The 13,791-nt window shown below is 63.8% G+C and carries 13 protein-coding genes; 10 read left to right on the forward strand and 3 right to left on the reverse strand.

The genetic code is table 11. The annotated features are described in order from the left end of the window. The first annotated feature begins 3 nt into the window (after positions 1–3). Genes K3G64_RS16560 through K3G64_RS16595 form a run of 8 tightly spaced genes read left to right on the forward strand, consistent with a single transcriptional unit; the run spans position 4 to position 9,598 of the window. Positions 4–813 (forward strand): MlaE family ABC transporter permease, encoded by an 810-nt coding sequence (locus K3G64_RS16560; protein WP_238885848.1) that lies wholly within the window; start codon positions 4–6, stop codon positions 811–813. A 3-nt stretch (positions 814–816) separates the two neighbouring features. Further along, complete coding sequence (locus tag K3G64_RS16565) at positions 817–1,674, forward strand: MlaE family ABC transporter permease (RefSeq protein WP_238885849.1); 858 nt, start codon at positions 817–819, stop codon at positions 1,672–1,674. 10 nt (positions 1,675–1,684) lie between these two features. Beyond that, positions 1,685–2,884, forward strand: a complete 1,200-nt coding sequence (locus K3G64_RS16570; RefSeq protein ID WP_238885850.1) for an MCE family protein — start codon at positions 1,685–1,687, stop codon at positions 2,882–2,884. Further along, a complete protein-coding gene (locus K3G64_RS16575; RefSeq protein WP_238885853.1) occupies positions 2,881–3,909 on the forward strand; it encodes an MCE family protein in 1,029 nt (342 codons plus the stop codon). The genes K3G64_RS16570 and K3G64_RS16575 overlap by 4 nt, the downstream gene beginning before the upstream one ends. Positions 3,910–3,917: 8 nt before the next feature. After that, on the forward strand, positions 3,918–5,021 hold the full coding sequence (locus K3G64_RS16580; protein ID WP_238950743.1) for an MCE family protein: 1,104 nt from the start codon (positions 3,918–3,920) through the stop codon (positions 5,019–5,021). After that, on the forward strand, positions 5,005–6,501 hold the full coding sequence (locus K3G64_RS16585; protein ID WP_238950745.1) for an MCE family protein: 1,497 nt from the start codon (positions 5,005–5,007) through the stop codon (positions 6,499–6,501). The genes K3G64_RS16580 and K3G64_RS16585 overlap by 17 nt, the downstream gene beginning before the upstream one ends. A gap of 5 nt (positions 6,502–6,506) precedes the next feature. Beyond that, positions 6,507–7,835: an MCE family protein gene (locus K3G64_RS16590; RefSeq protein ID WP_238885855.1), complete on the forward strand. Its 1,329-nt coding sequence runs from the start codon at positions 6,507–6,509 to the stop codon at positions 7,833–7,835. Continuing rightward, the gene (locus tag K3G64_RS16595; RefSeq protein ID WP_238885857.1) at positions 7,835–9,598 is read left to right on the forward strand and encodes an MCE family protein; all 1,764 of its coding nucleotides are present in this window, start codon (positions 7,835–7,837) and stop codon (positions 9,596–9,598) included. The genes K3G64_RS16590 and K3G64_RS16595 overlap by 1 nt, the downstream gene beginning before the upstream one ends. Positions 9,599–9,661: 63 nt before the next feature. Here K3G64_RS16595 and K3G64_RS16600 read toward each other — a convergent pair whose 3' ends face one another. Beyond that, the gene (locus K3G64_RS16600; protein ID WP_238885859.1) at positions 9,662–10,204 is read right to left on the reverse strand and encodes a hypothetical protein; all 543 of its coding nucleotides are present in this window, start codon (positions 10,202–10,204) and stop codon (positions 9,662–9,664) included. Between the two features lie 78 nt (positions 10,205–10,282). Between K3G64_RS16600 and K3G64_RS16605 the strand changes: the two genes are divergently transcribed. Then, positions 10,283–10,660 carry a hypothetical protein gene (locus tag K3G64_RS16605; RefSeq protein WP_238885861.1) on the forward strand — a complete coding sequence of 126 codons (378 nt, stop codon included), beginning with the start codon at positions 10,283–10,285 and terminating at the stop codon, positions 10,658–10,660. A 567-nt stretch (positions 10,661–11,227) separates the two neighbouring features. Here K3G64_RS16605 and K3G64_RS16610 read toward each other — a convergent pair. After that, positions 11,228–12,508 carry a cytochrome P450 gene (locus K3G64_RS16610; protein WP_238885864.1) on the reverse strand — a complete coding sequence of 427 codons (1,281 nt, stop codon included), beginning with the start codon at positions 12,506–12,508 and terminating at the stop codon, positions 11,228–11,230. 197 nt (positions 12,509–12,705) lie between these two features. On the opposite strand from K3G64_RS16610, the gene K3G64_RS16615 reads away from it, so the two are divergent. Beyond that, positions 12,706–13,374 (forward strand): TetR/AcrR family transcriptional regulator, encoded by a 669-nt coding sequence (locus K3G64_RS16615; RefSeq protein ID WP_238885866.1) that lies wholly within the window; start codon positions 12,706–12,708, stop codon positions 13,372–13,374. On the opposite strand, the gene K3G64_RS16620 is transcribed toward K3G64_RS16615, so the two are convergent. Beyond that, positions 13,332–13,790 (reverse strand): hypothetical protein, encoded by a 459-nt coding sequence (locus K3G64_RS16620; RefSeq protein WP_238885869.1) that lies wholly within the window; start codon positions 13,788–13,790, stop codon positions 13,332–13,334. The two genes, K3G64_RS16615 and K3G64_RS16620, sit on opposite strands and share 43 nt — an antisense overlap. Position 13,791 lies beyond the last annotated feature (1 nt).

Genomic DNA, 13,791 nt, shown 5'->3' on the forward strand with positions numbered 1-13,791 from the left:
CCAATGGCACGCGGTAGCGGAGCGGAACGATGGTCGACTGGCATCTCGCTCGGCCGTGGTTCCAAGCCGATGGAGGCCGTCGGCGGATTGTTCGCGATGTCGAAGGACGCCGTGCGAAACGTCTTCCGGCGGCCCTTTCAGTGGCGTGAGTTTCTGGAGCAGTGTTGGTTTGTGACGAAGGTATCCCTGGCACCAACGTTGTTGGTGGCCATCCCGTTCACCGTCCTGGTGTCGTTCACGCTGAACATCCTGCTGCGCGAATTGGGCGCCGCGGACCTGAGCGGCGCCGGTGCGGCGTTCGGCGCAGTGACCCAGGTCGGTCCGCTTGTGACCGTGCTGATCGTGGCCGGCGCGGGTGCCACGGCTATGTGTGCGGATCTGGGTTCGCGCACGATTCGCGAAGAGATCGACGCGATGGAAGTGTTGGGCATAGACCCGGTGCAACGCCTGGTGACCCCTCGGATGCTGGCCTCGGGTTTGGTGGCCCTGCTGCTCAACAGCCTGGTGGTGATCATCGGAATCTTGGGCGGCTATACGTTCTCGGTGTTCATCCAAAACGTCAATCCGGGCGCGTTCGCGGCCGGCATCACCCTGTTGACGGGGATTCCGGAGGTGATCATCTCCTGTGTGAAGGCGTTGCTGTTCGGGTTGATCGCCGGGTTGGTGGCCTGCTACCGCGGGCTCAGCATCACCGGCGGTGGTGCGAAGGCGGTGGGCAATGCCGTGAACGAGACCGTCGTGTACGCGTTCATGGCCCTGTTTGCGATCAATGTGGTCGTGACGGCCATCGGCATCCAGATGAGTCAGGACTGAGCGATGAGCACAAATAAGGTACTGCAGCATCGCTTCCCGCGGCTGATCCGGGGGCTCAAGAAGCCGACCGAATTGCTGGGCCGCCTCGGCGATCACATGTTGTTCTACCTGCGGGCACTGGGCGGCATACCGCACGCCTCCGTCCACTTCCGCCGCGAGATCGTCCGGTTGATCGCGGAGATCTCCATGGGGGCGGGCACCTTGGCGATGATCGGGGGCACCGTGGTCATCGTCGGCTTCCTGACTATGGCCGCCGGTGGAACACTCGCCGTTCAGGGGTACAGCTCCCTGGGCGACATCGGCATCGAGGCCCTGACCGGATTCTTGTCGGCGTTCATCAACGTCCGCATCTCCGCCCCGGTGGTGGCGGGTATCGGTCTGGCCGCCACCTTCGGTGCCGGGGTCACCGCCCAGCTGGGCGCGATGCGCATCAACGAGGAGATCGACGCGCTGACGGCCATGGCGATCCGTCCCATTGAGTACCTGGTATCCACCCGGATCGTGGCGGGCATGATCGCGATCACCCCGCTGTACTCGATCGCCGTGGTGCTGTCGTTCCTGGCTTCCCAATTCACCACGGTCGTCTTGTTCGGGCAGTCCGGTGGGCTGTACGACCACTACTTCAACACCTTCCTCAACCCGATCGATCTGTTGTGGTCGTTTCTCCAGGCGGTACTGATGGCCATCACGATCTTGTTGATACACACCTACTTCGGATATTTCGCCTCCGGTGGACCCTCCGGTGTCGGAGTCGCCGTGGGCAACGCGGTGCGCACCTCCCTCATCGTCGTCGTCTCGGTCACCCTCCTGGTTTCACTGTCCATCTATGGCTCCAACGGCAATTTCAACCTGTCGGGATAGGTAGGCGCAGATGCAGAACAGTGCGGTTCGCCCGCTGACAGGCTTGGCCTTGATCGTCGCCATCGGCCTGATCATCGCCTTGGCCATCGGTTTGTTTCAGGGCAGCTTCACGAAGACCGAACCGGTGACCGTCATTTCGGATCGCGCCGGTCTGGTGATGAACAACGATGCCAAGGTCAAGATGCGTGGCGTGCAGGTCGGCAAGGTCGATTCGATCGAATATCGGTCTGATGGCACGGCGGCGCTGAGCCTCGCGATGGATCCGTCCCAACTGGAACTCATCCCGTCGAACGTGGAGGTTGACATCAGATCGTCAACCGTCTTCGGGGCCAAGTCCGTGGATATGATCGCCCCGGAGAATCCTTCACCGCAATCGTTGCGTCCGGGCCAGGTGATTCAGGCCGAGCACGTCGTGGTCGAGATCAACACCGTTTTTCAACAGCTGGTACAGGTGTTGGACAAGATCGACCCCGCCAAGCTGAACCAGACCCTGGGCGCGATCGCGAAGGCGTTCAACGGTCGGGGCGAGAAGTTCGGCGAGACGCTGACCGACTTCAACGCGTTCCTGGCCAAAATAGAACCGAGCCTGCCGAATCTCAGCCGCGACCTGGAAGTCGCGGCGCCGACATTGAGCGCATACGCGGACGCAGCGCACGACCTCATCAGCACTGCCCGCGACGCCACACAGATCAGCAACACCATCGTGGACCAGCAGGATGAGCTCGACCAATTCTTGGTCAGCGCCATAGGCCTGGCGGACATCGGAAACGACGTGATCGGCGGCAACGAACCGGCACTGGCCGAGGTGTTGCATTTGCTGGTGCCCACCACCGACTTGTTGAACCGGTATCACGAGTCATTGAATTGCTCAATTGGCGGTCTTGCCGTGATGGCGAATTCGCCACCACTGCCGGGTAACAACAGCGCCGTGGTGGTGTCCGCCGGCCTCACGCTCGGTACCGAACGCTATCGCTATCCTCAGGACCTGCCGAAGGTCGCCGCCAAGGGCCGGCCGTACTGCGAGGAACTGGGTCTGCCGAACGTTCCCCCCGAGTTCCGGGTACCGGCGGTCGTCGCTGATGTTGGCGCGAACCCCTACCAATACGGAAATCAGGGCATCCTACTGAACTCGGCAGGTCTCAAGAACTGGTTGTTCGGTCCCATTCCCGGCCCGCCGCGCAACACCGCACAGATCGGAATGCCAGGATGACCCGGCCGACCGGCACGCTGATCAAGTTCACTAGTTTCGCACTCGTGATGGCCGTTCTGACCGCCTTCCTGTTCCTGATCTTCAGCAATATGAGAACCGGGTCGACGAATGAATACTCGGCGATCTTCACGGACGCCTCGCGACTCAAAACCGGTGACACCGTGCGGGTGGCCGGAATCCGGGTCGGCACGGTGAATGGGGTATCGCTTCAGCCCGACCGCAACGTGCTCGTCGATTTCGATGCAGATCAAGACATCGTGCTGACCACCGGAACCAAAGCGCACATTCGCTACCTCAACCTGACCGGCGACCGCTTCCTCGAACTCGCCGACAGTCCGGGTTCGACGAAGATACTCCGCGCCGGCTCGCAGATACCCGTGGAACGCACGGCACCCGCTCTGGACCTCGACCTGCTGCTCGGTGGCCTCAAACCGGTTATCCGCGGCCTCAATCCGCAGGACGTGAATGCGCTCACCTCGTCGCTGATCCAGATCTTGCAGGGCCAGGGGGGCACCCTCGAATCGTTGTTCTCGAAGACGTCGTCGTTCACGAACTCGTTGGCCGACAACAGCCAGGTCATCGAGCAAATGATCGACGAGTTGCGAACCCTGCTCGACACGCTGTCCAAAGACGGCGACCAGTTCTCCGGTGCGATCGACCGGCTCGAGCGACTTGTCAGTGGCTTGTCGGAGGACCGCGATCCCATCGGTGAGGCGATCACGTCTCTGGACAACGGCACGGCCTCGCTGGCCGATCTGCTCACGCGGGCGCGACCGCCGCTGGCCGGTACCGTCGACGAGTTGAACAGGCTGGCTCCGCTGTTGGACGGCAAGCACAAGGATTACATGGACGCCACCCTGCAGCGCTTGCCTGAGCTGTACCGCAAATTGGCGCGGGTTGGTTCGTACGGCGCGTTCTTCCCTTACTACATCTGCGGTATCACCTTCCGAGCCAGCGATCTGACGGGCCGAACCGTGGTCTTCCCGTGGATCAAACAAGAGACAGGGAGGTGCGCGGAACAGTAATGGCACTCATGGACAGATATCAGGGATCCCAACTCATCAGAGCGGGCGTCATCGGCGTCACTCTGATGATTCTCGTCATCATCGCAGGCCTTCAGCCCGAACGGTTGCTGCAATACGCGACCGCCGTCAAGTATCAGGCGCTGTTCACCGAGGCGGGCGGGCTCTCAGCGGGTAATGACGTCACGGTGTCGGGCATCAAGGTCGGAACTGTTTACTCGATCGAACTCGATAACGGCGACGCACTGGTGAGTTTCACCATCGCCGGAAAGGCGGCCCTCGGCTCGGAATCCACCGCGCATATCCGTACGGGGACCCTGCTCGGCGAGCGCGTGCTGGCCCTGGAGTCCGAGGGAAGTGGCAAGCTTGATCACGATCAGGTCATTCCGGTCACGCGCACGTCGTCGCCCTACTCCTTGACCGACGCTGTCAGTGAGCTCACCACGAATACCGCTGAGACCAATACCGACACCTTGAACCAGTCGCTGGACACGCTGGCGACGACGCTCGACCAGATTTCGCCGGAGCTGGGCCCGACCTTCGACGGGCTGTCCCGACTGTCGCGCTCGCTCAATGAGCGTGACGAGAGTCTGGCCGAACTGCTGAGAACCGCCGGCGACGTGACCGGCATCTTGTCCGAGCGCAGCGAGCAGGTCAACACGCTTATCCTCAATGCCAACGATCTGCTAGCGGTGCTCAACGAGCGTCGGCAGGCCATCGTGAGCCTGCTCGCGAACACCTCGGCGGTGTCGCGGCAGCTGACCGGTGTAGTGGCCGACAATGAGCAGGAGCTGGCGCCGACGCTGGAGAAGCTCAACCGCGTCAATGCAATGTTGATCAAGAACAGGGACAACATCGGCAAGGCGCTTCCCGGCCTGGCCAAGTACGAAGTCACCCAGGGTGAGATCGTGGCAAACGGGGCCTACTACAACGCGTTCATACCCAACATCCAACCATCGCAGATCCTGCAGCCGTTCTTGGACTACGTCTTCGGATTCCGCCGTGGTGTGGATGCAGGCCAGCCGCCGGACAATGCCGGGCCACGCGCCGAGCTGCCCTTCCCCGTCAACGGCATTCCGCAACCAGGAGATCTGCCCAATGATGGCAACCCGTAAGCCACTCGCGGTCGTCACCGCCGTGCTGCTGGCCGTCGTGCTGGTGGCCGGAGCGGTGTTTCTGGTGCGACAGATGTTCTTCAGGCCTTACACCATCACCGCCTACTTCCCGACCGCCACCGCGATCTACCCCGGCGACGAGGTTCGCGTCGCGGGTGTCAAGGTCGGCAAGATCGACTCCATCAAGCCTGAAGGCACGCAAACCAAGATGACCTTGAAGGTCGACCATGAGGTGCCCGTTCCGGCGAACGCCAAGGCGGTGATCGTCGCGCAGAATTTGGTTGCGGCGCGTTATGTCCAGCTCACGCCGGCGTACCGGAAGGGCGACGGGCCGACCATGGCTGACGGCGCGGTGATCCCTAGCGATCGAACCGCAGTCCCTGTCGAGTGGGACCAGGTAAAAGATCAACTGATGCGCCTGGCATCGGAGTTGGGTCCGACGGCCGAAGAGTCGGGCACCTCCATCTCGAGGTTCATTGACAGCGCAGCCAACGCATTGGACGGCAACGGCGACAAGCTGCGGGAGACTCTGGCTCAGTTATCCGGCGCGGCGCGGATTTTCGCCGAAGGCAGCGGCAATGTCGTCGACATCATCAAGAATCTCCAAACGTTCGTCACCGCACTTCGCGACAGCAAACAACAGATCGTGATGTTCGAGAATCGGCTGGCCAGTCTGACCAGCGTTGTGAACGACAGCCGGTCCGATCTGGACGCAGCATTGTCCGACTTGTCGGTTGCCCTCGGCGAGGTGCAGCGCTTCGTCGCCGGCAGTAGGGATCAAGTGTCTGAACAGGTCAGAAGCCTCGCCGATGTCACCCAGATCCTGGTCGACAACCGCACGGCCGTGGAGAACATCCTGCATATCACGCCGAACGCGATCGCCAACTACGCGAACATCTACTACCCACCCTCGGGCGGGGTGAGCGGAGCGTTCAGTCTGTCCAACTTCGCGAATCCGGTGTACTTCGTCTGCGGGCTGATCGGCGCCATCGAGAACACCACCGCGCCCGAAACGGCGAAACTGTGCTCGCAATATCTGGGCCCGGCGCTGCGATTGCTCAATTTCAACAACCTGCCGTTCCCCATCAACTTGTATCTGAGACCTGCCCCGAAACCGGAGAACATCATCTACACCGACCCGAAGCTGGCACCGGGCGGCGCCGGGCCGGGCGATCCGCCCGAGCCCTTCCCATCGGTGTCGGCCTACCTCGGGGCCGGTGACATCCCGCCGCCCCCCGGCTGGGGAGCGCCGCCCGGCCCACCGGGGTTGTATTCGCCGGGCGGAGAAGTGCCCGCCACTCCCCAACCGGCGTTGTACCCGGGCGCGCCGATTCCGGGGCCGCCCACCGTGCTCCCGGGACCCCCCACTGTGGACGAGATGCTGCTTCCGCAATCCCCGGCAGTTCCTGCGGATCAGGCGCCGCCGCCTGTGGCACCCGGCACGCCGCTGCTGCCCGCAGAAGGAGGGCCACGACCGTGACACGCATGAGGAACGTCAAGTCGTTGGCCATCGGCGGTGCCTGTGTGGTCGTGACAATGACGGGCTGCTCGTTTCAAGGATTGAACTCGCTACCGTTGCCAGGAGCAGTAGGGCGGGGCCCAGACGCGGTCACCTACCACGTCGAGATTCCGAATGTGTCGACGATGGAGTCCAATTCGCCGGTCATGATCGACGACGTCGTTGTCGGCAGCGTCGGCAAGATGACTGTCGACGACTGGCACGCGGATGTGGAGATCTCGGTCAAGCCGGACGTTGTGGTGCCTGCCAATGCGGTGGCCTCGGTCGGGCAGACCAGCCTGCTGGGGTCGATGCACCTGGCCCTCAACCCGCCGCTGGGCGAAGAGCCGAGCGGCAGGCTGCAGCCGGGCGCCACTATCGGGTTGAACCGGTCTTCGACCTATCCGACTACCGAACAGACACTGTCATCGCTGTCCGTGATAGCCAACGGCGGCGGTCTGGGGCAGATCGGTGACATCATCCAAAACACCAACACCGCGCTGTCCGGCCGTGAACCGCAGATCCGGGAACTGCTCACCCGCCTCGACAACGTCGTAGGCGTCCTCGACCAGCAACGCGACAACATCATCACGACCATCCAGCAACTGAGGCGAGTCGCCGGCACGTTCGCAGCCCAACGCGATGTGATCGACCGCGCGCTCAGGGACATTCCGCCGGCATTGGATGTGCTGGTCAGGGAACGGCCCCGGCTGACGACCGCACTGGACAAGCTGGGGCAGTTGAGCAACACCGCCACCCGTCTGGTCAACGACGCCGGCGACGATCTGGTGACCAACCTCAAGAACCTCGAGCCGACGATCAAGGCGCTCGCCGACGTGGGACCCGATCTGACGATTGGGCTTCGGTTTGCTACCGCCTTCCCGTATGGCCCGACGTTCGCCGACCGAATCACAAGGGGCGACTACATCAACCTGTTCGCGGTCTTCGACATCACCTATCCGCGACTGAAACGAACGTTCTTCCTCGGCACTCGGTGGGGTGACCAAGACGCCAAGTTCATCCCGGCGCCAGGCGATCCCTTCCATCTCAACTACTCCTACAATCCGCTCGGTGTCGGTGTCGCGCCGCCCCCGCCGGAGGACGCGGCCCTCACGGCGGCATTACCCCCGCCCCTGCCTGCGCCGAGCGGGCCGATGCCGCCAGTGACGGGACCAGTCGTCCCGGTCGAGCCACCGGCGAACACGGCCCCGGTAACCACGTCCTCGCAACTCTTCGCGGGTCCGTACGTACCGGAAGCGGCGGCACCACCGGCACCGTCGATACCTGTGCCACCGACACCGGGAGGTGGTGGCTGATGCTTCTCACGCGCTTCGTCCGGAACCAGTTGATCATCTTCACCATCGCATCGATCGTCGGTGTCTCAGTGATGGTCTTCACCTACATGCAACTGCCGGCCCTGCTCGGCATCGGTCACATCCAGGTGACGTTGGAACTGCCGGCCGCGGGCGGTTTGTATCGCTTCTCCAACGTGACCTACCGAGGCGTTCAAGTGGGTGAGGTGCGGGAAGTCACGCTCACCGAGAAGGGCGCGGAAGCAAAGCTGACTCTAGGTACCTCGCCGAAGATTCCCGCGGATCTCGAGGCCGCCGTACGTAGCGTCTCGGCTGTGGGTGAGCAGTACGTCGACCTGCGTCCGCGTACCAATTCCGGCCCGTACCTGCGGGATGGCTCGGTGATACCCATGTCGGAAGCCACGATCCCGCAGCCGGTTGGCCCGATGCTCGATCAGGTCAGCAAACTGGTGGACAGTATTCCGGGAGACCGGCTCAGCGACTTGCTCGATGAGTCGTTCAAGGGCCTCAATGGCGCTGGTGAGGACTTTCAGTCCCTGCTCGACTCGTCGTCGAACATCACCGATTACCTCAATGACGTATCCGACCAGAGCCGAGCGTTGATCGACGACAGCGGACCACTTCTGGAATCGCAGGCCGAGAGTGCGGAGGCCATCCGGACATGGTCGCGCAGCCTTGCGGGAATCACCGAGCAGGTCGCGCAGGACGACCCCCAAGTGCGGGCAATCCTGCAGCGCGGACCAGGCTTCGCCCAAGAAGTGTCGCAGCTTCTCACTCAGGTGAAGCCCACGCTGCCGATTCTGTTGGCGAACCTGACCACCTTGGGTCAGATCCTGGTCACCTACAATCCAGCGCTCGAACAACTGCTCGTGCTGCTGCCTGCAGTCATCGCGTCTCAACAGTCCTTCGGATTGCCGAAGAACAACCCGACGGGTCTGCCGTTGAGTGACTTCACGCTCACCGTCGCCGACCCGAACTCTTGCACGGTCGGCTTCCTACCTCCGTCGCGGTGGCGCAACCCCGCCGATACCACCACCGTCGACACACCCGACGGGTTGTACTGCAAACTTCCGCAGGATTCGCCGATCGCTGTGCGTGGCGCTCGCAACTACCCCTGCATCGAGCACCCTGGAAAGCGCGCTCCCACAGTGGAAATCTGCAACGACCCCAAGGGGTTTGTGCCCTCTGCTATACGGCAACACACACTCGGGCCGTATCCGTTCGATCCGAATCTGATCGCGCAGGGTGTGCCGCCCGATGACCGCGTCGACTTCGAGGACCGGATTTATGCCCCCGTTGAGGGCACGCCGCTGTCGCCGGGCGCCCCACCGACCGGAGGGGAACCCCTCCCGCGGGGAGCCCCGCCGTCCGCGCCCGGCCCGCCGAATCCGCTGACGGCTCCATTGCCACCGACGCCCTCAGCGTCACCGTTGGCGCCGCCGCCTCCGGGCAATTCCCCCAATGGAGTGCCGATACCGCCCGCGGCCGCACCGATCGCACCGGCCGCCGGAGAGGTACCGCCGGCGCCGCAGGGTCCGCCACCTGGGCCCGTCGTGATGCTGCCGCCGGATGGCGGCGCGGTTCCGGCAGCGCCAAGCGGTTTCAGCAGCAGCGGTTCTGGGCGCGCCGGCGGACCATCCGTCGCGGTAACGCAGTATGACCCGCGCACGGGTCGTTATCTCGCTCCCAATGGTCAGCTGCAGCAGGTGACGACTGCGGCGGCCGGGTCGCACCCCAAGACCTGGAAAGACCTGCTGCCGACCTGAGCTTGACCCGGGCCCGAGGCTGATCGAAGAGTTGACCGGGCCCGAGCCTGATTGCGCTGGCGGCTAAGACATGATTTCCAGCCGCACCGGCAACTGTGTGACGACTGGCTTGTTGTATCCGCATGCGCCACTAGGGGCCTGGGTCCTCTCCCAGCCCACGACCAAGTTCCGGTCCTTGTTCTTCTCACTGGTGTCCGGGCTCCACCCCCACAACGCGAAGTTCTGGTGAGCGGAGACTGCGGTGCCGTCGGGGCACGGCAGCCAGTTCGGGATGTCGCGGTCGATCCGCCAGGAATCGCCATTGAAGTTCAGCGCACCGGTCCAGCCTGCGTCGCTTCTGACCTCGCCGTAGCATTCGATCGGACTGATGCAGTCCGAGGTCACAGCCCAAGTCTCCGTTTTCGACGGCTGGTCTATGTAGACCTGGGCTCCACCCGCGCCGTTGGGACCCGCGCTGGTTTGCGCCCATTCGCCGTTCGAGAAGGCCCGGTAGGTGCCGTTGAGCGCAACTCCATAGTCCGTGGCGTTCGCTGACGGCGCGGATACCACATTTCCGATCATGGCGATCGACGCCAAAGCGCCAGCGGCCCACTCAACTCCGCGCATGTGTGCAAGCCTATCGCCGCTGGCCGCGATCCTTCGCGAAAGCGAGAATTTGACTACTGCACATGTGAGAATGGGCCGGTGCGATCCGTCGTCGCCCTGCTTGCCACCGTCCTATCCGCCGTTTCGGTAACCGCCGCGCCACCCGCTGCAGGGCAACCTGAGTGCAACTATCCGAGCTGCACGCCGGGCATCGTTCCCAACATCGTTCTTGGTTCGTATTGCAGCAACCACACCTACTACGTGTTCGGTGTGACGTCGTGGGGCCGGCTGGTTTTCTGCGGTTCACCCAGGCGTTACGAACCGCGGTGGTTCCGATCGCCAGAGATGCACGGGGTCAAGAACGAGAACGACTACTGTCCCGCATTGGACGGTGAGGTCGCTCAGGCACCGGATGGCCTGTTCTTGACGTGCGTGGGCAACAACGGCGCCAGTCGCTGGGTGCGCGGCGACGTGTAGATCGTTCGACACGCGGGGGAACCACTAACGCGCGTCAAGCCGGCGCGCGTTGCCATGTGCTTGGGTCCAGCGTGAAATGCACCCACCGCGTCGCCCCGTTCATCGCCGCACACTGCAGCGGAATGCCGGGGGTACGCGGCTGCAAGTCGTTCCCGGCCAAGGGTTCCTGCGCCGTATCACCGGCCCGTTCGCAGGGAAGTGCCAATTCGCGTGTGCCGATCAACGGTCCGACGCGCACCCACCTACCCCATGCGGCACAGATGAGGGTCCCACGGTCGGCGTCCAAGCCGAAGACGAAAGAAGGGCGAGGTTGACAGGGCGCGCCCTCAACGACATTCTGGGCAACGTTGGGAACGCAGTCCGCCGAATCACAAGCTGCCGACGCCTGACCGGCGAGGGGCATCGTCGTGGTGATCAGTCCACAAGCGATGACCGGTGCAATGAAGATCTTGCGCACCTTTGCCCCTCTCGGAAATCAGGTCATCGGATGTCCAGCCTAGCGTTGCCGCTGCAGCTTCGGGCGATGTTCCAGGCTGAAGAACCGCGCGATGGTGACCTCAGGCGGGCTTACCCGATCGGCGTGAACTCGATGTTGATCTCGGTGAGCCCGCGCAGGATGAATGTCGGCTCGTAGACGTACCGACGGTCGTCGACCGGCCCGTGCTTCTCCTCGCTGACCGTGATGTCGGCCATCCGGTCGAGGATGCGTTCGATCGAGACACGACCCTCCACGCGCGCCAGCGGCGCGCCGGGGCACGAGTGGATACCCCGGCTGAAGGCGATGTGCTCGCGGACGTTCTTGCGTTCGAGGGAGAACTCGTGCGGGTTGTCGAACCGTCGGGGATCGCGGTTGGCCGCACCCGGGCTCACCATCACCGTGGTGCCGGCAGGGACGGCGGTCTCGCCCAAGTTGGTTGACTTTCGCGCCATCCGGAACACGCTCTTCACCGGGCTGTCCATCCGTAGGCACTCCTCGATGAAGACCGGGATCAGGCTGCGGTCGTCGCGGAGCCGCTGCTGAATTTCGGGGCGGTCGGACAGCACCCGCATCGCCGCGCCGAGCAGTTTGGCCGTCGTCTCCTGACCGGCCGCGAACAGGAACGTGGCCGTGCGGACCACGTCGACCACCTCGGGAGTCGACCCGTCAGGATACTTCGCGGTCGCGATCGAGGTGAGCACGTCGTCGCGCGGCGACTCGCGGCGTTCCTCGATGTAGCGGGCGAACTTCTCGTCGGCCCACTCCAGCGGGTTGGTCGCGATGACCTCGTGGTCGAGTCCGCCGATGTTCGACCCGGGGCGCTGGGCGCCGAACGACTCGCGGAATGCCTCGTGGTCCTCCTCCGGAACACCGAGCAGGTCGGCGACGACGAGCAGCGAGAACGGCTTGGCGTACGCGGCGAGGAACTCACATCTGCCGTCGGCGATGAACTCGTCGATGTGGCGGTCGGCCAGCCGCCACATGAAGTCCTCGTTCTCCTTGAGCCGCTTGGGTGTCAGCAGCCGCGACAGGATGGACCGCGCGTCGGTGTGCCGAGGCGGGTCCATCGTGACCATGTGCTCGAACATGGGGATCTCGGTGCGGTGCTGTTCGAGCTGTGCGCAGATGTCGTCGCCCTCGGGGGTGAACGGCATGGGCGTGAACGGACCCATCACCGCCACGCACGACGAGAAGTTCTCGGAGTCCTTGTAGACCGTGTTGGCCGCCTCCCAGCCCGTCACGGCCAGCACGCCGTTGTTGATCGGGCAGCACACGGGGTCCTTCGACCGGATGTGGTCGTAGTAGGGGTGCGGGTCGGGGACCAGGGAGGGGTCGGTGAAGTAGTCCACCGAGTCGAAATCTGTGGTCATGGTGCGCAAACCCTCCAAGTTCGGCGCAGGCGCGCCGGGTGGTGACGAGCAGGCGACGCCGCTCGCGGAATCTGGTGAATCGAATATGCTGAGCACCTGCTTAGCATGGGGCTGAGGTCAGGGTCAAGATCGTGGGACGACCTGCCACTACGATCGGCGTGTCGGAACGCCACATGTCCGGAAAGTGAAGTGATCGCATGACATCGCGTGCCGGGCAGTCGCGGCGCATCGGAGCGCCGGACGCGAAGAACCGCGGCGTGCTGCTCGACGCCGCCGAGAGGCTGCTGCTGCAGGAGGGCTATGCCGCGGTGACGTCGCGTCGGGTCGCCGAGGTCGCCGGACTCAAACCACAATTGGTGCACTACTACTTCCGCACCATGGAGGACCTGTATCTGGCGGTCTTTCGCCGCATGGCCGACGCGGGCTTCGAGGTGCTGGCCAAAGCGCTGGCCTCTCCGCAGCCGCTGTGGGCGCTGTGGCGGTTCAGCACCCAGCCCGAGGCGACCCGGTTGACCATGGAGTTCATGGGGCTGGCCAACCACCGCAAGGCGCTGCGAGCCGAGATCGTCGCCACGGCCGAGCGTTTCCGGGCCGAACAGAACCGCGCCATCAGCGGCGCGCTCGAGCGCTACGGCTTCGCGACCGGTGATGTGCCGCCCATCGTGTGGACGGTCTTTGCGACCAGTGTGTCGCAGGGGCTGGTGGTGGAACGGGCGCTGGGCATGACCACCGGCCATGCCGAGACCTATGCGTTCTGCGAGAAGTGGATCCGTCGGCTGGAAGGCGAACCACTTCCGGCCGGCGATGGGACTGCGGCGGGCGATCACCAGCTCCGGAGGGAACAGAGCGCACCCTTCGGTCCCTGATGCGTCTTGACCACCACGCCGTCGACCGCGAGCACGCAGTGGACGTTGGGATTCTCTTCGCCGGGCCCGCTGGTCGCCGTGACCAACGCCCAGTCGTCTGGATTGGCCAGCTGCACGTCGAGGTTCCACTGTTGATCGGGGCCGACCTGTGCCTCGACCTTGGGACTGAACTGGTAGGGATTGTGGCTGTAGGCGGCCCAGTTGGGCGGATCGACGTCGCGGTAGTAGATGTCGACGAAGAACGGCTGCTCGGCGAACACCGTGTACTTGACGTTGTGCAACGGCGCGGGAAGTGGGGGTTGCGCGGCCACCGGCACCGCCGTCGGCAGCAAGGTCCCGACCACGATCGCCGTTGCCGAGGCGACCGACAGCAACGTCACCGGCCGCGGTCTCGCACACACCCGCGAAAACTTCATT

The sequence above is a fragment of the Mycobacterium sp. IDR2000157661 genome, from assembly GCF_022317005.1.
In the GTDB taxonomy this organism is placed as follows: Bacteria; Actinomycetota; Actinomycetes; order Mycobacteriales; family Mycobacteriaceae; genus Mycobacterium.